Source organism: Cognataquiflexum nitidum (assembly GCF_022538055.1).
GTDB classification, from domain to species: domain Bacteria; phylum Bacteroidota; class Bacteroidia; order Cytophagales; family Cyclobacteriaceae; genus Cognataquiflexum; species Cognataquiflexum nitidum.
In genome coordinates this window covers 1-20789 of sequence record NZ_JAKZAM010000011.1, presented here as the reverse complement: position 1 = coordinate 20789, position 20789 = coordinate 1, and the positions used below count along the sequence as shown (strand labels likewise).

Genomic DNA, 20789 nt, shown 5'->3' with positions numbered 1-20789 from the left:
CGGTCAACAGCCAATGACCGCTACAATTGGAATCAATCCGGGTTAGGTGGTTTGAGGCCAAAAAAGTAAGTTCTTGTATGGTAAATTCCAGTTATGGTCACTTCTTTCTTTTTACGGAAGGTCTGGAAAAAGTTTTACCGGAATCCAAATTAACCCCCTTTTCAAACCTATTTGTTTTGATTTTAAGCATTCTGTAAATCTCCTCTTTTTCAAACTCCCTGACTTCTCCTGAAGCAAAACCTTCGATCGTCAAATTCTCCATAGACCACCTGACCAAACGCAGCGTTGGAAAACCAACAGCCGCAGTCATTTTACGTACCTGCCTGTTTTTTCCTTCGGTCAATGTCAATTGGATCCAAGAATCGGGCACAGATTTTCTATACCTGATCGGAGGATTTCGATCCGGGAGTAATGGAAGTTCAGTGAGGATTTTGGCAAAGGCTTTTTTGGTTTTGTACATCTTTCCGTCAACATTGATTTCAGTCCCGGACTGGAGGTGGCGTATCGCCTCCTCAGTCGGTATTCCCTCCACTTGGGCAAGATATGACCTCAGATGACCGAATTTCGGATCAAGCAGGTAGTGATTTAGCGATTTGTCATCTGTAATTAAGAGGAGTCCTTCACTGTCTTTGTCCAAGCGACCGACAGGGTAAACTTCCGAAGGAAAATTGGCCACTTTCTTCAAGGTATCCTCCTCACCGCTGAATTGGCTAAGGATCCCAAAGGGCTTATAAAGGACGAAGTATCTGTTGTTTGGCATAAAATTATTTGGCAAATTACAGGTATTAGTGAAATCCATTTCAGTTTAAATTACAATTATGAAATCCATCTTGGTAAAAATCAAAACCTCAGAGGAAGAAAAAATCCTGACAGATTTTTTAGAAAGCAAGGATTATGACTTCGAAAAAAGCCCTGATGATGGTGAATTGACTTATATCAACCAAATGCTAGATATCGCTGAAAAAGAAATTTTGGAAGGGAAAACCTCATCGCATAATATGGTAATGGATCAGATCTGGGAAAAATATGGATTATGAGATTATCTGGACAAACAAAGCAAAATTGACTTTTGGAGAAATTTGCGATTATATATATAATTTTTTTGGCGAAAAAGCATTGGAAGTCTTTATTGTAAGGACAGAAAATTTTTATTGAAGTAATTCAAAAATCTCCTAATATTTTCAAAAAATTTGAACCACGTCCCAATGTCAGACATGGTTTTTTACACAAAAACACGACGCTGTTTTATAAAATAGATGAGGATAAAAAAAGGGTTTATCTGATGCTTTTTTGGGACAACAGACAAAACCCTATCAATCTAAATCTAGAATAATATCAGCTTCCGCAACCGATGCAGTCAAAATGGCTGTCCATAGGCTTCACGCCTTTGAGTTGCATTTCGAGGTTGTGGATTTGGTCACGGGCTTCCATGTCTTGGAACATGTTGCCGGTGAGGGTGCCTTTCAGGTTGTCTATTTCCTGTTCGATGGCAGATTTTTGTTCAGTTGTCATTTTCAAATGGATTTAAGTGGTTACAGCATCCAATATAAAAAAGTTCTTTATTTTTTGTAAGTGCATGGAAGCCTTTGCTATAATTTTTATTCCTACAAAATTGAATCCCACGTAAAATTTGTTGCCATTGGGTTTTCAAAACTTTAAATTTCTGAAAATATCCCACAAAATGCTCGACAATCCCACAATCCAAAAACTCACCGAATACAGAAAAACCCTTCACCAATTTCCAGAACTTTCCGGTCAGGAAAAAGAAACGGCAAAAAGAGTCCAAGACTTTTTCTCCGGATTGCATCCTGACAAAACCATCACAGCACTTGGAGAAACAGGTTTGGCTTTTGTTTTTCAGGGAAAAGATTCAGGGCCGACCACTTTGTTCCGCTGTGAATTGGATGGGTTACCGATCAAAGAGGAAAACAGCATTTCCCATCTCAGTACAGTTCCAAACACCTCTCATGTCTGTGGGCATGATGGACACATGGCTATTGTCAGTGGCTTGGGTACTTACTTTGCTTCCAATAGGCCCCAAAGAGGACGGATTGTCTTACTTTTCCAACCTGCCGAAGAAACAGGCGAAGGGGCAGAAGCAGTGATCAAAGACCCCAAATTCGCTGAAATCCAACCTGATTTTGCTTTTGCCCTTCATAATCTTCCCGGATATCCTCTTCATCAAATTTTGATAAAACAAGGCCCTTTTGCCGCGGCATCCGTGGGGATGAGTATTCATTTCAAAGGTAGAAACTCGCATTCTGCACATCCCGAAGCAGGAAATAGCCCAGCCAAGGCCATGGCCAAAACCATTGTGGCATTGGAAAAACTTCCCCAAGGAATCGAAAAATTTTCCCTTGTCACCGTCATACATGCGGAGTTGGGAAGTATTGCCTTTGGGACCACTCCTGGTACCGCCGTGGTCAGGGCGACCTTAAGGGCATTTGAAAATGAAACCCGAGACCTCTTGGTTTCTTATGCCGAACAATTGGCTACACAAATTGCCGACGAATATGGGTTGGTAGTTTCTTTTGATTATGTAGAAAGTTTCGCGGCAACACACAATAATCCCGAAGCATGGCAAATTGGTTTGGATGCTGCCAAAAAATTGAACTTGGATATCCGCCATGTCGAAAAACCGTTCAGGTGGTCGGAAGATTTTGGCCTGTTTTCCTCCCATACCAAAACCTTGTTGTTTGGCCTTGGGTCAGGAGTAGATCACCCACAACTTCATGAATCCAATTTTGATTTTCCCGATGAACTGATAAAAACCGGAGTCAGCATGTTTGCAGAAATTGCCGGGACACTCCATGATTAGCCAAAATTTCCAATCCGATTTGGTTCACTTTCCCGATTTCCATACCCATCAAAAAGGTAATGTCTTCAGCATTTTCAATGTCCTTCCTGATGAAGGCATTCCGGATCAGTGTTTTTCATGGGGAATTCATCCTTGGTATCTGAACGAGAATTGGGATAAGGAATTGGAAAAAATAGTCGCTTCATCCTCAAATCCTCGGTTGCTGGCAATCGGTGAATGTGGCTTTGACCTGATCAAGGGACCCGAACCAAAACTACAGATGAAGGCATTTGTGGCCCAGGCAGATTTGGCCATAAAGCTTGGATTACCAATCATCCTGCATTGTGTCAAAGGGAGCCATTTGCTTCAGGAATTCTTAAAAAACAATCCCAATCCGCCTGCTATCATTTGGCATGGATACAATCAAAAACCCAAAATCGCTGAAAATCTGATTTCCTTTCGGCTTTATTTTTCCTTTGGCAAAGCTCTTTTAAAACAAGATTCCAATGCCCAACAATGGTTGTTGAAATGTCCTTTGGATAGGATTTTCTTTGAAACTGACAATTCGGAAATTTCGATTTCAGCAATATATCAACAAGCTTCTTTACTTTTGGGCATCCCTGTCGGGCAGCTTGTCCATCAAGTGAGAGAAAATTGGAACCGGATTTCAAATAGGAAAATGACATGAATGAATTTGCTTGGCTGTCGAGGACCGAACTGATTACAGGAAGAGAAGGTCTGGAAAAATTGTCCAAAAAACACGTGTTGATCGTGGGACTTGGGGGAGTCGGTTCCTTTGCCGCAGAACTGATCTGCCGCGGTGGTATCGGTGAGATGACCATCATCGATGGCGATGTGGTGGACATCAGCAACTGCAACCGACAGCTTCCCGCAACCCAAAAAAACATCGGCCAATCCAAAGCAGAATGGATGGAAGAAAGATTGCTCAACATCAACCCCAACCTGAAAGTACATGTCGTCAGGGAGTTTCTGAGACCTGCAAGGATGACCCAACTTTTGGAGGAAAATGAATTTGACTTTGTCGTGGATTGTATCGATAGCCTGTTGCCAAAACTTCACCTGATAGAAGGCGCGATGAAAAGAGGGTTCCCTTTGGTAAGTTCGATGGGTGCAGGAGGCAAAATAGATCCTACCCAAGTAAAAATCGCGGACATCTCCGAGACCCACAGCTGCAAACTTGCCCAAATGGTAAGGAAAAGATTAAAAGCCAAGCAAATCCACAAAGGTTTTAAAGCAGTATTTTCCACTGAACTCTATATCAAAGAAAGCCTGATGATGACTGATGGCAGCAATTTCAAAAAATCAGCATACGGGACGATGTCTTTTTTGCCTGCAACTTTTGGTTGCGTCACAGCATCGGTGGTCATCAATGACTTGTTGGGAAGTTAATTTAAATGGATATGGGCTTCTTTGCCGGGATTTCAATAATTTTCTTCAGTAGGACGGAAGACCGAAGTCGGAAGTCCCCCGCCTGTCGTCGGGCAGGGATGTATCGGGCATTTCAGTCAGCAACCAAGAATTAAAATAGTGATCTAATTTACATGCACCATTGTGTAAATACAGGTAAGATAACTAATCAACCCAAAAAACTTAGGATTGGAAATGGTATAAAAACACCAAGACACCTGTGAAAGCAGGTTTCTTTTGGTCTTTGATTTCCAACTTCACATTGACTTCTGCTTTGACAGTACCACGGAGGTTGACCACATTTTTCAGGTTGGCATTGAGTCTGACTTCATTGTTGACCAATACAGCCTGGGCAAATCTCAAGCTTTCGATCCCATAATTGACCATCATTTTGAGGTTATTGACATGGATGACCTGATCCCAAAGGTAAGGCACCAAGGATAGAGTAAGGTAGCCGTGTGCAATGGTATCCCCAAAAGCACCTTCTTTTTTTGCACGTTCGGGATCGGTATGGATCCACTGGTGGTCGATTGTGGCTACTGCAAACTGATTGATCTGTTCTTGGGTAATTTGATGATAGTCAGAGACACCAAGTTCCTGACCTATATACTTTTCGAAATCCTCAAAGCTCCCAATCGTGATTTTACCCATGAATAATGATGTTATTTAAAATTTAAAGGTAAAAAAATTTATCAGGTGATGGAAACCGAATATAGAAAACAGCAATAAAGGAATCCAAAAAACCTTATAGTCTAAGTTTAAAAACAAATCTATATGACCAGTGAGGTGTTTTAAAATGCGCAATAATTCTTCTTTCTTTGCGAAATAATCCACAGAAAATGAGCGGAACTTCCACTCCCAAATACATCCACGGCTATCAGGAAGAAGAGCAGGAAAGGCTTAGGGAACAGGCCTTGGTGATCGAAAGACCCATTTATGATTTTATTGATTTTTCGGAGGCAAAGGAACTGCTCGAAATCGGCAGCGGCGTGGGTGCACAGACCGAAATCCTCCTGAAGAGATTTCCCCATCTTTCTATCACCGGTGTGGAATATGAATCCCGTCAGATAGCCAAAGCCAAGGAAAACATGGCCAAGGCAGGTTTTGGGGAAGATCAAGTGAGATTCATCCATCAGGATGCCAAAAACCTAAAACTCAACAGACAATACGATGGGGCTTTTATCTGTTGGGTTTTGGAGCACATTCCCAATCCTATCGAAGTGCTCATCAGTATGAAACCATTTCTGAAGCCCGGAGCAATGGTTTCTATTACAGAGGTTTTCAACGCAACTTTCTACACCTATCCGATAATGCCCGCCATTATGGATTATTGGAAAATATACAACGAATACCAAGTCCACATTGGAGGCGATCCACAGGTCGGGGCAAAACTTGGTGATCTATTGTCCGAATCAGGATACCGTGACATCAGCCTCAGGAGTGGGGGATTTCACCTTGACAGCCGTCATCCCGATGAAAAAAGTACGGTTTTTTCTTATTGGAAAAACCTGATAAACAGTGGTGCTCCCGCCTTGTTATCAGAGGGATTGATCACTGAGAAGCAAATAGAAGAAATGCTTTCCGCCATGGAAGAACTTCAGAATATGCCAAATTCAGTTTTTTATTATAGATTTATCCAAGCCACCGCTTTTGTATAAACCACATGAAATTCATCCAGAAAATCTTCCGATTCATTTTTAAAATCGCCCTTTGGTTTTTCATCATTTCTATAGGCCTAACCCTTATTTATAGGTTTATCCCAGTGCCGGTGACACCATTGATGGTAATCCGACTTTGGGAACAGGCTTGGGACGAAAAGAAGGATGTCAGGTTATACAAAGATTGGGTATCTATTGACAATATTTCCAAACACATGCCCCAAGCGGTCTATGCTGCTGAAGACCAAAAATTTTTGGAACACAATGGCTTTGACTGGAAGGCAATGGAAGAAGCATGGGAGAAAAATAAAAAAGGAAAGCGAATCAAAGGTGCCAGCACCATCAGTCAACAGACTGCCAAAAACGTCTTCCTGTGGCCATCAAGAAACCTCATAAGAAAAGGATTGGAAGCTTATTTTACATTTTTGATAGAAACTATCTGGACCAAAGAGCGGATTATGGAAGTATATCTCAATGTGATCGAAATGGGTCCGGGGATTTATGGCATAGAAGCGGCCTCACAGACTTTTTATAACCGTCCGGCATCCAAACTCACCCGTCAGCAGGCGGCTATGATTGCGGCTGTATTGCCCAATCCCATCCGTTGGTCACCCGCAAAACCAACCGGCTATATCCGTGGCAGGCAATCCTGGATTTTGCGACAGATGAATAACCTTGCTCCGATAGGGTTTGGGAGTTGAGAAATCGATTTTTGTTTTGAATTTTTGAAAACTGAGTTCCTTTAGGAAATAAAGGACTAAGTTGTTATTTTTATTTAAGCTGAGTCTAATTGTAGAATTTCAAAATAGCTTGATTTGATCACCCGAAATAAATCTTATTTGATATGGCAAAAAACAGAATACTCAAGGTTGAAAAGCTAGATATCGTTTTGGTTTCCCAAAATGATTCAGATTATATCTCTTTAACTGACATGGCTAGATATAGAGATGCTGAGAGAACAAATTACATTATTCAAAACTGGTTGCGAACAAGAAGTGCAATTGAGTTTTGCGGATTGTGGGAACAGTTAAACAATCCTAATTTTAAACGCATCGAATTCGATGCGTTTAAAAATGAATCCGGGGCAAACGGTTTTTCTCTAACACCTCAGAAATGGATCGAATCCACTAATGCTGTTGGAATTATTTCTAAATCAGGTAGGTATGGGGGGACATTTGCTCACCGGGATATAGCTTTTGAATTTGCATCTTGGATTAGTGCAGAGTTTAAGCTGTATTTGATTACAGAATTTCAAAGGTTGAAAGCCGATGAAAACAACAGGCTAAAATTAGAATGGAACCTGCAGCGGACCTTGGCAAAGGTCAACTATCACATCCATACAGATGCGATCAAAGAAAATTTAATCCCCAAAGAGTTGAGTAAAACCCAAATTAGCCATATATATGCCAATGAGGCTGATTTGTTGAATGTGGCAATGTTCGGGATAACAGCTAGGCAATGGCGCGATGCCAATCCAAATACAGTTGGAAATATCAGAGACCTTGCATCCTTGGAGCAACTTGTGGTCCTGAGCAATCTTGAAGGTATCAATGCAGTATTGATCCATCAGGGATTGCCACAATCAGATAGATTGGTACAATTAAACAAAATCGCTATCACACAAATGAATTCATTGGTAGGAAACAAAAGTTTGAAAAAATTGTAGGAATTGATCATCTTCCTGACTTCAGGAAGATGGTATCACATCAACTTCAACACTTCCTCAATATATTCCCTGCTATTTGAAAGCCTTGGGACTTTGTTTTGACCACCCAATTTGCCTTTAGATTTCAGCCATTTTTCGAAAACACCCTCATGGACAAAATGGATCTTTGGTGCTGTCAGGGCTAGGTCTTTGTACCTCTTGGCATCGTAATCTGAATTGACTTCTCTTAAGGTTGAATCAAGCATCTCGGTAAATTTATCCTGATTGCCCGGCATTGACTTGAACTCTATGATCCACTCATGGGCACCTTTGCTTCCTGAATCCCCAAAGTATATAGGCGCAGCCGTGTAATTGGTAATGGTAGCATTGGTCGCTTCTGCTGCTGCTTGAATGGCCTTATCGGCATTTTCTACGATTACTTCCTCACCAAATGCATTGATAAAGTGCTTGGTCCTGCCGGAGATTTTGATGCGGTATGGCGAGGTATTGGTAAACTTAACCGTATCACCGATGGCATATCTCCAGAGACCACCATTGGTAGTGATTACCATCGCATAGTTTTTACCTACTTCTACCGCTGAAAGTGGCAATACCTTTGGCGATGCTTTGGACATTTCTTCCATTGGAATAAACTCATAAAAAATCCCATAGTCCAACATCAACAAAAGTTCTTCAGACTCTTTTTGGTCCTGAATTCCAAAAAAACCTTCTGAGGCATTGTAAATTTCCAAATACCGCATTTTGGAAGACGGGATCAACTCCCGGAATAGTTTGCGGTAAGGACCAAATGCCACTGCCCCGTGAAAAAAAACTTCCAAATTGGGCCAGACATCAAGGATGTTTTTGGCGTTTTTGAGCTCCAGGATTTTCTGGATCAGGACGATGGTCCAAGTCGGTACCCCGGCGATGCTGACTACGTTTTCATCCATCACCTCATTTGCCATCCGCTCGATTTTGGATTCCCATTCACCCATCAGCGCCACATCCAGACTCGGGGTTCTGGCAAACTGAACCCAAAGGGGAAGATTGTGCATGATGACCGCAGAAATGTCCCCAACCTGGCTTTCACTTTCTCCATTGAATGGATTTTTGGAAAGGCTTCCCCCGATACTCAGGCTTTTGCCTGTGAATAGCTTGCTGTCCGGGTAGTTGCTTACGTATAGAGAAAGCATATCCTTTCCCCCTTTGAAATGACAGTCTTCCAGTGATTCTTCCGAAACAGGAATATACTTGCTCCTGCTCGAGGTAGTGCCTGAAGATTTTGAAAACCATACGATATCCGAAGGCCAAAGGACGTTTTGGGTTCCTTTCATAGTCTTCTCGATATAGGGCGTTATCTGTTCGTAGCTATGGATCGGAACTTGTTTTGCAAAATCCCTGTAGGAATTGATTTTTGAAAATTTGTGCTTTTTTCCAAATTCCGTGTCTTCTGCTTTTTCGATAAGTTCAACCAAAAGTTTATCCTGAACTTCAATCGGGTTTGTCTTAAAATTTTCGATTTGACCTATCCTGTTCTTAAAAATCCAGGTCATAAAAGTGTTGACGACTTCCATCAGTGAAAAACTTTTCTTTTGAGTACAAATTGTTGTCCTAAATACACCCTTCTCACTTGCTCATCTGCTGCCAATTCTTCAGCAGTTCCAGCCTTGAGCAGTTTTCCTTCAAACATCAGGTAAGCCCTGTCCGTGATGGAAAGGGTCTCGTTGACATTATGGTCCGTGATCAAAATTCCGATATTTTTGGTCTTAAGCTTGGCGACGATGCCTTGGATTTCCTCCACGGCTATCGGATCTACGCCTGCAAAAGGCTCATCCAACAACACAAATTTTGGGTCCACAGCAAGAGCCCTTGCAATCTCAGTCCGCCTTCTTTCGCCTCCGGAAAGTACCATGCCCAGATTTTTTCGTACATGGGTCAGACTGAATTCCTCCAAAAGCGTTTCCATTTTCTCCTTTCTTTCCGCTTTGGTTTTGTTGGTCATTTCGAGAACCGCCATGATGTTTTCCTCCACCGAAAGTTTTCTAAAAACGGAAGCCTCCTGTGCCAGGTAGCCGATTCCCAATTTTGCCCTCTTGTACATGGGTAGTTTGGTGATGTTTTGGTCTTCCAAAAAGATTTCTCCTTCATTTGGTTGGATCAAGCCAACGATCATATAAAAAGAGGTGGTCTTGCCCGCTCCATTTGGTCCAAGCAAACCCACGATTTCTCCTTGATGTACCTCCACGGAAATGTTATTGACCACCCTCCGGCCTTTGTAGATTTTAACAAGGTTGTCTGCCCTCAGCTTCATCATCAATCAAATTTTATGTCTTTCACGTACAGTTGCAAGCTACTGTTGTTCCTAAAAGTATTCTCCCGGATTTCAAAAGCCAAATCAAAACGCATTTTTCGGTTCAGCATCTTGTAAATAATTTCATCCGGATAAATGGTTTTGTCAGCCATTCCAAAAGCAATACAAACCGGTTTGGTTTCCTGTCCGTCCTGCACCACATTGAACCTCAAATGTTTGTCTTTCAATACACGCACATCTTCGGCATATACTTGGTTTACACAAAATATCGGTTCAGGATTGCCCGGTCCAAATGGTGCCATCTGTTTCAAAATATTGAAAAACCTATAATTGATCTGATCCAACAGGATCTCATCATCCACCTCAAGGACAGGTTTCATATGTATTTCATCAATCCTTGCACTGACTACAGCTTCAAATTTATCCTGAAACGCCGGAACATTGGCAACTGAAAGGGTCAGTCCCGCAGCGTACTTGTGCCCCCCAAACTGCTCCAAGAGGTCGCTGCATTCGCTGATGGCTTCATAGATATCAAAGTCAAAAACCGATCGCGCACTTCCTGTGGCTTTATTGTTGGACTCTGTGAGGATAATGGTAGGACGGTAATATTTCTCTATACACCTTGATGCAACAATTCCGATTACACCTTTGTGCCAATCTTCTTTGAATAGCACCGTGGTCTTCCTGTGACTGATTTCCTCCATCCCCTGAATCATGCTAAGTGCCTCCTTGGTGATGTTTTCATCAAAGTTTTTGCGGGCTGCATTGACCGTATCCACGATCTCAGCTCTCGCAAGGGCGTCCTCAAGATCATCAGAGATCAAAAGCTCTACAGATGCTTTGGCATGTTCCAACCTCCCGGAGGCATTGATTCTCGGACCGATTTTGAATACAATATCTGAAATTTCTATTTCCTTTTCTATTTTGCTCCTCAGGATAAGGGCCTTAAGGCCAGGTCTTGGATTGTTGTTGATCCTCTCGATACCATAAAAGGTCAGAATTCGGTTCTCTCCTGTAATTGGCACTATATCGGCGGCGATGCTTACGGCTAGAAGGTCAAGATATGCCATCACCTTTGCCGGATCGTCTTTTCTGTAAGCAGAAAATGCCTGTATCAATTTAAATCCTACCCCACATCCACTCAATTCCTTGTAAGGGTATTCGCAGTCATTTCTCTTCGGATCCAAAATAGCCACCGCAGGTGGCAGAATATCTCCAGGTGTATGGTGGTCACAAATGATAAAATCGACTCCAAGCTCTTTGGCCAAAGCTACCTTTTCTATGGCTTTGATCCCGCAATCCAAGGAAACGACCAAACTGAAATTGTTCTCAGCTGCAAACCGTACACCTTTCTCGGAAATACCGTATCCCTCTTTGTACCTATCGGGTATATAAAAACTGACATGGAAATAAAATTGCTTCAAAAATCCATAAAACATGGCCACAGAGGTAGTGCCATCTACGTCGTAATCTCCGTATACAAGTATTTTTTCCTCTCTTTCGATGGCCATTGCCAACCTCTCCACCGCTTTGTCCATGTCCTTCATCAGATAAGGATCATGCAATTTGTCCGGATCCGGTCTGAAAAAATCTTTGGCTTTTTGAAAAGTATCCACGCCTCTATTGACAAGCATATTTGCAAGGGTCTGATTGAGGTTGATTTCTTTCCCCAGAGATTCCACGGCTTTAGGATCTGCATTTTCTCTGATTATCCATTTATACTCCATTTGGCTAAATTACTAAAGTGTTTGCCTTTAATATCGAAGCCACCGCCAAATATTTAGGAAAATTAACACCCAAAGGATCAAAAAATAAAAAAAGCCTAATTCCAGATTCAGAATTAGGCTTTTTATGGTATTCGTTTTGTCAATTCATTGCTACCAATTTGACATCCAAATTGACATCATCATAGATCAGTTTGTCAGCCAGATCTTCAAAATAACTTCCTGAACGGTATTTGATATCATATTTTGTCCTGTCAAAAGTAATGGTACCCGTCGCTATGATTTTATTTCCCGTGACTTCAACTTTCGCAGGAAAAGAAACAGGAGCGGTAATTCCTTTGATGGTCAAGTCACCGGTGATTTCATAATCCTTGCCATTAGAAGTTTTAGCCTGCTTGATAACAAATTTTGATTTATTGAATTTCTCCACTGAAAAAAAGTCATCTGACTTTAAATGATCCGTCAATCTTTTGTTTGAACCCGCGTCTGTAATGTCTTCCACAGTCAATGCCGTCATATCCATTTCAAAAGAGCCACCGGTGATCTTTCCATTGGCATAATCTAACTTGGCATTTGCCAAAGGCACTTTACCGAAATGTTCGCCCGTAACTTTCTTGGCTTTCCAAGTGAGGGTACTTTCAGAAATACTTACCGTAGCCGGAACAGGGCTATCCACAAAAGTGAATACTGAAGTAATTAAAATGAGCAATGAGGTAATAATTTTCATGATCTGTAATTGTTTTGGTTTAGAGTAAATGTAAAAGAGAGGTTTTGAAAACCTCTCTTTTAGACTAGTCTAAACGTAAATAGTTTAACACAGTTGTTTTTTTTTTCAAAAGATCAATTAAATATCACAGCAGGAAGATTCTGTAACTTAAATTTCTCATTGTACTCCTTGATGTCATTATCTATAAGCTTCTTCAAATCCAATTTATACCCCAGCCATTCTTGGTCCAGGTCCAATAAGCGCTGCTTGGATCCTGCCGTCAATCTTGGGTCATGTACATCTACAGTACTCCTTAAGTCAAAGTATTGGGCATTTAACTGACTCGGGAAATTGATGACATCCTGGAAATTAGCTTGTCGGGTTTCGACAAGTTTGGCTTCCCAATCAACCAATTTTTGAATCAAATCCTGTCCGGCCTGATACAGTGCTTTCGCATCTTCTTTATCTTTCAACAATGAATTGTGGTGCTCTATCTGACTTTTGACTTTTCTCATGTCATTCACGGATTGGTGGATATCGGTTATGGACAAGGCTGCTTTTTCGAGCAATTCCTGCTGATCCTTCCAATGTTGAGAGCTGATGTTTTTGAGATTTGGGTCCTGCACTACCTCTATTTCGGTCTCAGATATGGCCCCGTTGTAACTTAGCCTAGCTTTGTATTTTCCTGGTGCTACGCGGTGTCCACTATAATCCCCATAGACAAAGGCATTGGGAATGGCCAAGAGGGTTTCACCTCTAAAATTCCATGCAAACCTGTTCAATCCTTTTTTGGAGGGAATCACCTGTTCGGGAGAAGGCCCACCAGAAAAAGGCTTGAAATTCTCATCCTTAATCGAAGAATATGACCGGATCACTTTGCCCGACCCGTCGATAATCTCAAGTGTCACTTCCAATGAGTCAATTTTTTCGGGCAAATAGTAATCCAATATCACGCCCGTCGCAGGGTTTTCACCGATTCCCGGAGGAAGATCCATCCAAGAAGGCGTGTATCCTTCGTACTTGTACGTTGGCTTTGGGGAATAAATTTTCAAGCCTGAGAAATTCCCTTTAGACTGCTGAAGGGCACTGAGGTCATCCAAAATCCAAAATGCCCTTCCCGCCGTGGAAACAACCATGTCATTGTCCGCAAAAGCAATGTCTGTGACCGGAACTACCGGAAGATTCAATTGCAGTTTTTGCCAGTTCGATCCACCATTAAAAGAAATATAAAAACCCCTCTCTGCTCCTCCATATAAAAGGCCTTTGACTTTTCGGTCCTCTCGGATCACCTTAATAAAATCATCTTTGTCAACTCCTGCATCTATTTTTGTCCAGGTTTTTCCATAGTCAGTAGTCTTAAATGACATATTGGAAAAATCATTGAATTTGTAGCGGGTGGCGGCCACATATGCGGTTCCTTTGTCATGAGGGGAAACTTCAATGGATTGGATCAGACTTTCGGGTAAACTAGCAGGGGTAATATTTTCCCAGGTTTTTCCGCCATCCTTGGTGATATGAACCAGACCACAATCACTTCCTGTATAAATCACTCCATTTTCATGAATAGATTCTATGACATAACTTAAGGTGTTGTAGTTTTCTCCGCCGGCACCTTCATTGGTGATCGGTGCCCCACCCGGCCCTTGTTTTGATTCCTCATTTCGGGTGAGGTCAGGACTGATTTCTTCCCAAGACAAGCCTCCGTCAGAAGTTTTGAACAGGATATTGCCACCGTGGTAAATGGTGTTGTAATCATGGGGAGAAGCAATTACCGGCGCATTCCAATTGAAACGATACCTCATATCCTTGGCATCATAAGCCAAAATATTGGAGGGGTATTGCCGGATATCTTTGCTGTGCCCATTTTGGGTATTGAGAACATCAATCAATCCTTGATAACATCCCCCATAAAGCAAAACAGGGTTATTTGGGTCAAAAGCAATGAAAGCCGATTCACAACCCGGGCCGATAAACCAATCCTTATCTGTCAATCCGATGTAATTGTTTCTGCTGGCGATGACCAGGGAAGTATTGTCCTGCTGCCCTGCATAGAGTTTATAGGGAAATCCTGCATCTACATTGACCCTGTAAAATTGGGCGGATGGTTGATTGTCTTGCGTAGACCAGCTTTTGCCACCGTCATAGGTGATTTCAGCACCGCCATCGTCTCCCAAAATCATATTGGATGGGTTTTTTGGATTGATCCAAAGGTCATGTGTATCAATATGCCTGACAGGTACTACCGTGAAATTTTTGCCTCCATCGATCGATTTGGTCAAAGGGGAATTGAGTACATAGACCACATCGGCATTGACCGGGTCAGCCTCCACTTCCATATAATACCAAGACCTTGAGGTAAGCAATTGGTTGTTTGTCATATGTGTCCAAGTCTCGCCTCCATTATCCGAGCGATAGACACCGGCTACCGATTTCTCAGCTTCCACAATGGCAAAAACCCTTTCTGAATTGGCCCTTGAGACACTTACACCGATTTTCCCCATTTCCGCAGGAAGTCCAGTATTGATTTTTGCCCATGTATCTCCACCATCCACGGATTTCCAGATACCACAACCTGCCCCGCCACTTTGTACCTGCCAAGGCAACCTGCGGTATTCCCATGTAGCGGCATACAAAATCCTGGGATTGTTAAAATCCATACTCAAGGAGGAAGCTCCCGTATTTGGATCCACATACAATACTTTTGCCCATGTAATCCCTCCATCAGTACTTTTATAAATACCCCTTTCCTCACTTGGCCCATGTGCCGCACCTTGGGCTGCCACAAAAACAACATCAGGATTATTGGGATGGATCATGACATCAGAAATATGCCTAGTCTTTTCCAGACCCATATTTTTCCAGGTTTTGCCGCCGTCTGTGGATTTATAAATGCCATCCCCATAAGAGGTCATCACCCCTCGGATCGCATGTTCGCCCATTCCGACATAGATGACATTTGGGTCTGATTCACTTACTGCAATATCTCCCACGGTTCCTGTTTTGAAAAAACCATCGGATACATTATGCCAAGAGATGCCAGCATTTTCTGTTTTCCAAAGTCCGCCACCGGTGTAGCCTACAAAAAATTCCTGGTCATTGTTAGACACTCCGGAGACGGCATTAGACCTGCCTCCCCTAAATGGTCCAATGTTTCTCCATTTGAGTCCTTGATACAATTCTGCATCGAATACCGGAGGGGGCGGTGGAGTGTTTTTTCCTCTTTGGGAAAAAGAAGGAATTGACATGAACAGTATCATGCCAAATAATATTAGTTTTTTCATTCTACTGTATGGTTGATTGGTGTTTTTGAATTTGGTGAAAAAAATTTAGAAAATATAATGCAGAGTTTGAATCTCAGGATATTTGAGAATCTAGACCTTCCTAAAACTATAAAGATACGGGGCTTTATGGCTTTTGCCGGTGTATAGTTTTTCATGCCTTTCAAGAATATCCAATCCGAGCATTTTTCTCTGAAAGGTAGTCCTTCGGAGTTTTTGGCCAAAAATAGCTTCATAGACTTGCTGCAATTCATTCATCGTAAACCGCTCCGGGAGCAAATTTCCACCAATAAGCTTCCTTTCCAGATTTTCCCTCAAGGTCTGCAACGCTTTTGACACGATGGCATTGTGGTCCAATATGAGTTCAGGCAAATTTTCAATTTCATACCATGCAATAGAATCTGACAATTCATCCGGAGTAAGGATTACCTTTTCAAAATCTATCAAAGCAAAATAAGAAACTGAAATAAACCTGTCCAGCATCCAATGGTCCGGATCTAAAAAGAAACCGTTCGCTTCCAAGATTGTCTGCATTACCTCAGGTTTGAACCTTGCCATGTTTCCAAAAGTATAAAACTGCTCCAGGTAGATATTGTCCAGACCAGTTCTTTCTTTCAGTCCGCGTTTTGCGGCCTCATCAAGGTCTTCGTTTTTTCTTACAAAACCTCCGGGCAAAGCAAGCCAGCCTGTATCATGGTATTCCATAAGGAGGATTTTCAACTTTCCTTTTGAGAAACCAAAAATAACCGAATCAAATGCGATATGGGGCAAAAAACCCTTCGTTTCAAGGACTGTCATACTTTGGGTGCGAATGAATAATCCTTCAAGTAAATAGGAAAAATGTTAACAAACAATTATTATTGTCTCAAAGTGAAACAATAGATTTAAACCAATATGAAAAATAGCCTCATCACTCTTGTTTTCTTCTTTATGAGTTCATATGCATTGCTGGCTCAGGGAAAAGACGCGTTTCCTGTACAAACAACGATCAAAAACGGCACCATCGAAGGTGATTACAATACAAAAACCGGCATACAAACCTATTTCGGTGTTCCATTTGCCAAGCCTCCTGTTGGGGATTTGAGATGGAAAGCGCCGCAACCATTGGAAAATTGGAGCGGAGTGAAGGTCACCAAAGAATTTGGACCCCGACCCATGCAGAAGCTTATTTGGGGCGATATGAATTCCCGCTCAAACGGCGTGAGTGAAGATTGTCTTTACTTGAATATTTGGACTCCCACCACCAGAACGAGCAAAGATTTGCCGGTTTTGGTCTATTTCTTCGGAGGGGGATTCGTGGCAGGTGACGGTGCCGAGCCGCGGTATGACGGTGAAAGCATGGCCAAAAAAGGAGTCGTCGTCGTGACAGTCAACTACCGACTCAACATCTTTGGTTTCCTTGCACATCCTGAACTCAGTGCTGAAGCCCCTTACCAAGCTTCGGGAAACTACGCCTTGTTGGACCAAGCAATGGCCCTGAAATGGGTCAATGAAAACATTGCCGCTTTTGGAGGAGATCCAAAAAAGGTTACGATTGCAGGGGAATCTGCGGGCTCAATTGCTGTCAGTTACCAAATGGCCTCTCCATTGTCCCGAAACCTGATTGCCGGAGCAATCGGCGAAAGCGGTTCTGGTGTTTCAGCTTTGGCCCCGACGACTCTGGCAGAAGCTGAAAAAATCGGAGTAGAATTTCTGCAGAAATTCGGTGTCAAAAGCATTGCCGAAATGAGAAAAATGCCTGCCCGCGATATTTATGAGATGTACAATGAATCAGGCAGGTTTGGATTCCCTGTAGTCCTTGATGGACATGTACTTCCAAAAAGTTTGGTGGAAATATTCAATGCAAGAGAGCAGGCACAGGTTCCTTTGCTTTTGGGTTGGAATACACAGGAAAATCCCGCCACAGCATTTATGCAGGGTTTACCTAATACCAAAGAAAATTTCATCACCAAAGTTAAGCAGGCCTATCCCAATGATTTTGAGGAAGTGTTGAAACTGTATCCACATGAGACCGAAGAGCAGGTGGCTTACTCGGCCATGGATTTGGCCGGTGACAGGTTTATTTCTTACAGCACTTGGAAGTGGTTTGACCTTCACCGCAGCAACTCCGACCAAGCGGTTTACCGATACCTTTATGCCAAACTGAGACCGCCTTTGGTGGATCAAACTTTGGAAACAGGCCTAGCCGGGGGAACTTCCAAAAGAGCAAACAATACGCCTCCAAGACCAAAAGATCTCGGCGCTCCACATGCCGCCGAAATCGAATATGCCATGGGAAATCTTGACCGTATCAAAGAATTTGCATGGACTGAGGATGATTACAAAACGTCAGAAACCATGCTGGAATTCTTCACTAACTTTGTGAAAACAGGAAATCCCAATGGTGAAGGCCTACCTCAATGGCCCAAAGCATTGCCTAAAGATGACAATCCTCCTGTGATGGTGATCAATACAGAATCCAAAACTGTCAAGGCCACCAATGATGCACGGTACCGGTTTCATGACAGGTTCTTCAAGAACAACAAATAATTTTACTCCCTATTAAACCATACCCCTTCTGACAATATCAGAAGGGGATTTTTTTGCGCCCACTATGATTTTTTGAATGATTATATAAAACCTTCCATGAATGATTTTAAGATAAAAATTTTAATTAGATCAAGAGAGCCTTACAACACTCCCAACCCCGCAGCTGCAACTATCCCATCCTGAACAGAAGTCACTCCTGAAACCCCGATTGCCCCGATTACTACTCCATCCTTTATGATGGGAACTCCTCCCTCCGAAGCAAAAACATTCGGCATGGATAAAGGACGGTTATTTCCCTGTGTGACCTGATCTTCAAAAACCTTAGATGCTCTTTTGTAAAAAACAGCGGTTTTGGCTTTGGTCTGTGCCAAGTCAATGCTCCCCAACTGAACCCCATCCATCCTTCTCAGCGTAATCAGATGTCCGCCATCATCCAAAATCGCAATCACCACATTCCAGTTTTCCTGTTTGGCTTTGGCTTCGGCTGCGTCAGCCATCCGCTTGGCGTCTTCTAAAGTAAGTACTGGTTTATGTGTTCCTTGGGCAAAAGCAAAAACCGGAAGGAGGAATAAAACGGTTAGTAAGAGCATTTTCATAGTATTTTGGATTTGGTGGAAAATCGGATTCCCTTCTAATTTAATGATTTTTTTGAACTATAGTCCAAAAATGGCTAAATTGAAGATGTTAAGATCTTACTCATCAAAGATTAACCATAAACCTATTAAATATGAAAAACTTCAACAGGAGGGATACCCTCAAAACGCTATCGCTTGTCACAGGAGCCAGCCTACTCTCTCCACTTAATCTGATAGCATCATGCAATCCTTTGAGAAAAGATAAACTAGGGGTCGCCTTGGTGGGATTGGGTTACTATAGCACCGACTTACTTGCGCCCGGACTCCAGATTACCAAGCACTGCCGCCTAGCCGGAATCGTTACTGGGACTCCCGCTAAAGCAGAAACCTGGAAAGCCAAATACAACATCCCGGACAAGAACATATACAACTATGAAAACATGTCTGGCATTGCCAATAATCCTGATATCGATGTGATCTATATTGTCCTTCCACCTTCGATGCACATGGAATATGTGGTTAAGGCTGCCGCCACGGGCAAACATGTATGGTGTGAAAAACCCATGGCAATGACTGTACAGGAATGTCAGACTATGATCGATGCCTGCAAAAAAAATAAGGTGAGTCTTTCGATAGGTTACCGTTGTCAGCACGAACCAAACACCCTTGCTTACCAAAAAATAGTCAAGGAAAGTCAGCTAGGCAAAGTTCTCCAGGTGGATTGTGCAGCAGGTTATAGAGAAGGACGGACAGACCATTGGAAACAAAAACGTGAAATGGGTGGAGGTGTGATTTTTGACATGGGCGTATATGCCATTCAGGGAGCAAGATTGGGCAGCGGCATGGAACCTATCGCTGTCAACGCTGCGAAAGTATGGACCGAAAGGCCTGAAATTTACAAAGATGGTTTGGGGGAAATCGTGGAGGCCCAACTGGAATTTCCTGGTGGTGTGATCGGCAATATCAAGACTTCCTTTGCTGAAAATACCAACTTCCTCAACATCAAATGTGAAAAAGGATTAATCGAAATGGCACCGTTTTCGGCCTATTCGGGCAACAAAGGAAAGAGTCCATTGGGTGAAATCAATTTCCCTTACCAGGTGCCTTGGCAACAAGCCAACCAAATGGACATGGATTCCTTGGCCATCATGGGAGGCAAGCCAATGCCTGTTCCGGGCGAAGAAGGATTGAGAGATATCCGCATCGTCAATGCCATCCTCGAATCCGCCAAGAAAGTACAAAAAGTAATGATTTGATTTATTTTCCCGCGGATGACGCAGATTTTCTTAGACCCTTTCTACGGTAGTCTGCGAAATCTGCGGGAACAAAAATACAGCCCGCAGATCACGCAGATCGACGCAGACAATTTTGATCTTTTATTCATTCTTTAAAAAGAAAGGTGGATTTATTGAAAAATGTTATTTTTAGTCATGCATGAAAACGAAATTTCTTATTTGGTAAGAGGGGCGATTTTTCAAGTGTTTAAAAAACTTGGGCCGGGACTTTTGGAATCTACCTATGAATTGGCCTTGGAATATGAGCTAAGAAAAAAAGGTCTTAAAGTGGAGCGGCAAGTCTTTTTACCAATACTTTATGATGAAGAATTGCTTGGCCAATATCGACTTGACCTATTGGTTGAAGATAAAGTTATAATTGAAGTAAAATCTGTTTTTGAGTTATCAGCAATCCATCACAAACAATTACTCACCTATTTGAAACTGAGTAGAAAGAAATTGGGAATCCTAGTAAATTTTAATGAGTCCGAAATCGAAAATGGAATCTTTAGAAAAGTAATGGATCTTTAATTACTACATTATACAGTTCACGCATTCTTTCTTCCAGGGTCTGCGACATCAGCGGGAACAAAAATACAGCCCGCAGATCACGCAGAGCGACGCAGACAGATCCTCGGAAAATTCATTTGTTTTTTTGTCCCTCGACTTTTTCTGCGAAAGTCTGCGCCATCTGCGGGAGAAAATTTATAGACCCTAAGTGTCACGCGGATTGAAGTAGATAGTTGCTTGTAAATTTTGTTTCCTCCATTTTTTCTGCGAAAGTCTACGCCATCTGCGGGAACAAAAATACAGCCCGCAGATCGCGCAGAGCGACGCAGACAGATCCTCGGAAAATTCATTTGT

The 20789-nt window shown here is 42.3% G+C and carries 21 protein-coding genes; 10 read left to right on the top strand and 11 right to left on the bottom strand.

Annotated elements, in window-relative coordinates:
* Positions 1–97: 97 nt before the first annotated feature.
* Entirely contained in the window at positions 98–760 is a 663-nt protein-coding gene (locus MMU07_RS09180; RefSeq protein WP_241125571.1) for a pseudouridine synthase, read from the bottom strand.
* Positions 761–818: 58 nt separating this feature from the next.
* Here MMU07_RS09180 and MMU07_RS09175 point away from each other — a divergent pair, with 58 nt between their 5' ends.
* Complete coding sequence (locus MMU07_RS09175; protein ID WP_241125570.1) at positions 819–1037, top strand: hypothetical protein; 219 nt, start codon at positions 819–821, stop codon at positions 1035–1037.
* Positions 1038–1335: 298 nt separating this feature from the next.
* Here the strand turns inward: MMU07_RS09175 and MMU07_RS09170 are convergent, their stop codons facing one another.
* On the bottom strand, positions 1336–1512 hold the full coding sequence (locus MMU07_RS09170) for a hypothetical protein (RefSeq protein ID WP_198669865.1): 177 nt from the start codon (positions 1510–1512) through the stop codon (positions 1336–1338).
* Positions 1513–1681: 169 nt separating this feature from the next.
* Here MMU07_RS09170 and MMU07_RS09165 point away from each other — a divergent pair, with 169 nt between their 5' ends.
* Genes MMU07_RS09165 through MMU07_RS09155 form a run of 3 tightly spaced genes read left to right on the top strand, consistent with a single transcriptional unit; the run spans position 1682 to position 4207 of the window.
* A complete protein-coding gene (locus MMU07_RS09165; RefSeq protein ID WP_241125569.1) occupies positions 1682–2818 on the top strand; it encodes an amidohydrolase in 1137 nt (378 codons plus the stop codon).
* Positions 2811–3485 (top strand): TatD family hydrolase, encoded by a 675-nt coding sequence (locus MMU07_RS09160; RefSeq protein WP_241125568.1) that lies wholly within the window; start codon positions 2811–2813, stop codon positions 3483–3485. The genes MMU07_RS09165 and MMU07_RS09160 overlap by 8 nt, the downstream gene beginning before the upstream one ends.
* The gene (locus tag MMU07_RS09155; protein ID WP_241125567.1) at positions 3482–4207 is read left to right on the top strand and encodes a tRNA threonylcarbamoyladenosine dehydratase; all 726 of its coding nucleotides are present in this window, start codon (positions 3482–3484) and stop codon (positions 4205–4207) included. Before MMU07_RS09160 ends, MMU07_RS09155 begins: the two co-directional genes overlap by 4 nt.
* A 201-nt stretch (positions 4208–4408) precedes the next feature.
* Here the strand turns inward: MMU07_RS09155 and MMU07_RS09150 are convergent, their stop codons facing one another.
* Positions 4409–4876 (bottom strand): MaoC family dehydratase, encoded by a 468-nt coding sequence (locus tag MMU07_RS09150; protein ID WP_241125566.1) that lies wholly within the window; start codon positions 4874–4876, stop codon positions 4409–4411.
* A 188-nt stretch (positions 4877–5064) separates the two neighbouring features.
* Here MMU07_RS09150 and MMU07_RS09145 point away from each other — a divergent pair, with 188 nt between their 5' ends.
* From MMU07_RS09145 to MMU07_RS09135, 3 genes are all read left to right on the top strand, one after another.
* A complete protein-coding gene (locus MMU07_RS09145) occupies positions 5065–5883 on the top strand; it encodes a class I SAM-dependent methyltransferase (protein WP_241125565.1) in 819 nt (272 codons plus the stop codon).
* 5 nt (positions 5884–5888) lie between these two features.
* On the top strand, positions 5889–6584 hold the full coding sequence (mtgA, locus tag MMU07_RS09140; protein ID WP_241125564.1) for a monofunctional biosynthetic peptidoglycan transglycosylase: 696 nt from the start codon (positions 5889–5891) through the stop codon (positions 6582–6584).
* Positions 6585–6727: 143 nt separating this feature from the next.
* On the top strand, positions 6728–7549 hold the full coding sequence (locus MMU07_RS09135; RefSeq protein ID WP_241125563.1) for a KilA-N domain-containing protein: 822 nt from the start codon (positions 6728–6730) through the stop codon (positions 7547–7549).
* Positions 7550–7584: 35 nt separating this feature from the next.
* Here the strand turns inward: MMU07_RS09135 and MMU07_RS09130 are convergent, their stop codons facing one another.
* The 6 genes from MMU07_RS09130 to MMU07_RS09105 form a co-directional block, all read right to left on the bottom strand.
* The gene (locus tag MMU07_RS09130) at positions 7585–9102 is read right to left on the bottom strand and encodes a GH3 auxin-responsive promoter family protein (protein ID WP_241125562.1); all 1518 of its coding nucleotides are present in this window, start codon (positions 9100–9102) and stop codon (positions 7585–7587) included.
* Entirely contained in the window at positions 9102–9839 is a 738-nt protein-coding gene (lptB, locus tag MMU07_RS09125) for an LPS export ABC transporter ATP-binding protein (RefSeq protein WP_241125684.1), read from the bottom strand. The genes MMU07_RS09130 and lptB overlap by 1 nt, the downstream gene beginning before the upstream one ends.
* A 2-nt stretch (positions 9840–9841) precedes the next feature.
* Positions 9842–11566 carry a single-stranded-DNA-specific exonuclease RecJ gene (gene recJ, locus MMU07_RS09120; RefSeq protein WP_241125561.1) on the bottom strand — a complete coding sequence of 575 codons (1725 nt, stop codon included), beginning with the start codon at positions 11564–11566 and terminating at the stop codon, positions 9842–9844.
* 139 nt (positions 11567–11705) lie between these two features.
* Entirely contained in the window at positions 11706–12290 is a 585-nt protein-coding gene (locus tag MMU07_RS09115; RefSeq protein WP_241125560.1) for a YceI family protein, read from the bottom strand.
* Positions 12291–12403: 113 nt separating this feature from the next.
* Positions 12404–15550, bottom strand: a complete 3147-nt coding sequence (locus MMU07_RS09110; RefSeq protein WP_241125559.1) for a VPS10 domain-containing protein — start codon at positions 15548–15550, stop codon at positions 12404–12406.
* Positions 15551–15640: 90 nt separating this feature from the next.
* Positions 15641–16345, bottom strand: coding sequence for an NUDIX hydrolase (locus tag MMU07_RS09105; protein WP_241125558.1), 705 nt, complete (start codon positions 16343–16345; stop codon positions 15641–15643).
* Positions 16346–16441: 96 nt separating this feature from the next.
* Here MMU07_RS09105 and MMU07_RS09100 point away from each other — a divergent pair, with 96 nt between their 5' ends.
* Complete coding sequence (locus tag MMU07_RS09100) at positions 16442–18076, top strand: carboxylesterase/lipase family protein (protein WP_241125557.1); 1635 nt, start codon at positions 16442–16444, stop codon at positions 18074–18076.
* Between the two features lie 140 nt (positions 18077–18216).
* Here MMU07_RS09100 and MMU07_RS09095 read toward each other — a convergent pair whose 3' ends face one another.
* A complete protein-coding gene (locus MMU07_RS09095) occupies positions 18217–18666 on the bottom strand; it encodes a GlcG/HbpS family heme-binding protein (RefSeq protein ID WP_241125556.1) in 450 nt (149 codons plus the stop codon).
* Positions 18667–18803: 137 nt separating this feature from the next.
* Here MMU07_RS09095 and MMU07_RS09090 point away from each other — a divergent pair, with 137 nt between their 5' ends.
* Entirely contained in the window at positions 18804–19907 is a 1104-nt protein-coding gene (locus tag MMU07_RS09090) for a Gfo/Idh/MocA family protein (protein ID WP_241125555.1), read from the top strand.
* Between the two features lie 174 nt (positions 19908–20081).
* On the top strand, positions 20082–20456 hold the full coding sequence (locus MMU07_RS09085; protein ID WP_241125554.1) for a GxxExxY protein: 375 nt from the start codon (positions 20082–20084) through the stop codon (positions 20454–20456).
* 77 nt (positions 20457–20533) lie between these two features.
* Here MMU07_RS09085 and MMU07_RS09080 read toward each other — a convergent pair.
* A partial coding sequence (locus MMU07_RS09080) for a hypothetical protein (protein ID WP_241125553.1) occupies positions 20534–20789 on the bottom strand: 256 nt, incomplete at its 5' end.

Excerpts from the sequence above, each read along its gene's own strand:
- MMU07_RS09085 (WP_241125554.1), top strand. The coding sequence starts at position 20,082 with ATGCATGAAAACGAAATTTCTTATTTGGTAAGAGGGGCGATTTTTCAA.
- MMU07_RS09175 (WP_241125570.1), top strand. The coding sequence starts at position 819 with ATGAAATCCATCTTGGTAAAAATCAAAACCTCAGAGGAAGAAAAAATC.
- MMU07_RS09130 (WP_241125562.1), bottom strand. The coding sequence starts at position 9,102 with ATGGAAGTCGTCAACACTTTTATGACCTGGATTTTTAAGAACAGGATA.
- MMU07_RS09090 (WP_241125555.1), top strand. The coding sequence starts at position 18,804 with ATGAAAAACTTCAACAGGAGGGATACCCTCAAAACGCTATCGCTTGTC.
- mtgA (WP_241125564.1), top strand. The coding sequence starts at position 5,889 with ATGAAATTCATCCAGAAAATCTTCCGATTCATTTTTAAAATCGCCCTT.
- MMU07_RS09150 (WP_241125566.1), bottom strand. The coding sequence starts at position 4,876 with ATGGGTAAAATCACGATTGGGAGCTTTGAGGATTTCGAAAAGTATATA.
- MMU07_RS09155 (WP_241125567.1), top strand. The coding sequence starts at position 3,482 with ATGAATGAATTTGCTTGGCTGTCGAGGACCGAACTGATTACAGGAAGA.
- MMU07_RS09180 (WP_241125571.1), bottom strand. The coding sequence starts at position 760 with ATGCCAAACAACAGATACTTCGTCCTTTATAAGCCCTTTGGGATCCTT.
- MMU07_RS09115 (WP_241125560.1), bottom strand. The coding sequence starts at position 12,290 with ATGAAAATTATTACCTCATTGCTCATTTTAATTACTTCAGTATTCACT.
- MMU07_RS09095 (WP_241125556.1), bottom strand. The coding sequence starts at position 18,666 with ATGCTCTTACTAACCGTTTTATTCCTCCTTCCGGTTTTTGCTTTTGCC.
- MMU07_RS09160 (WP_241125568.1), top strand. The coding sequence starts at position 2,811 with ATGATTAGCCAAAATTTCCAATCCGATTTGGTTCACTTTCCCGATTTC.
- recJ (WP_241125561.1), bottom strand. The coding sequence starts at position 11,566 with ATGGAGTATAAATGGATAATCAGAGAAAATGCAGATCCTAAAGCCGTG.
- MMU07_RS09135 (WP_241125563.1), top strand. The coding sequence starts at position 6,728 with ATGGCAAAAAACAGAATACTCAAGGTTGAAAAGCTAGATATCGTTTTG.
- MMU07_RS09145 (WP_241125565.1), top strand. The coding sequence starts at position 5,065 with ATGAGCGGAACTTCCACTCCCAAATACATCCACGGCTATCAGGAAGAA.
- MMU07_RS09165 (WP_241125569.1), top strand. The coding sequence starts at position 1,682 with ATGCTCGACAATCCCACAATCCAAAAACTCACCGAATACAGAAAAACC.
- MMU07_RS09170 (WP_198669865.1), bottom strand. The coding sequence starts at position 1,512 with ATGACAACTGAACAAAAATCTGCCATCGAACAGGAAATAGACAACCTG.
- MMU07_RS09100 (WP_241125557.1), top strand. The coding sequence starts at position 16,442 with ATGAAAAATAGCCTCATCACTCTTGTTTTCTTCTTTATGAGTTCATAT.
- MMU07_RS09105 (WP_241125558.1), bottom strand. The coding sequence starts at position 16,345 with ATGACAGTCCTTGAAACGAAGGGTTTTTTGCCCCATATCGCATTTGAT.
- lptB (WP_241125684.1), bottom strand. The coding sequence starts at position 9,839 with ATGAAGCTGAGGGCAGACAACCTTGTTAAAATCTACAAAGGCCGGAGG.
- MMU07_RS09110 (WP_241125559.1), bottom strand. The coding sequence starts at position 15,550 with ATGAAAAAACTAATATTATTTGGCATGATACTGTTCATGTCAATTCCT.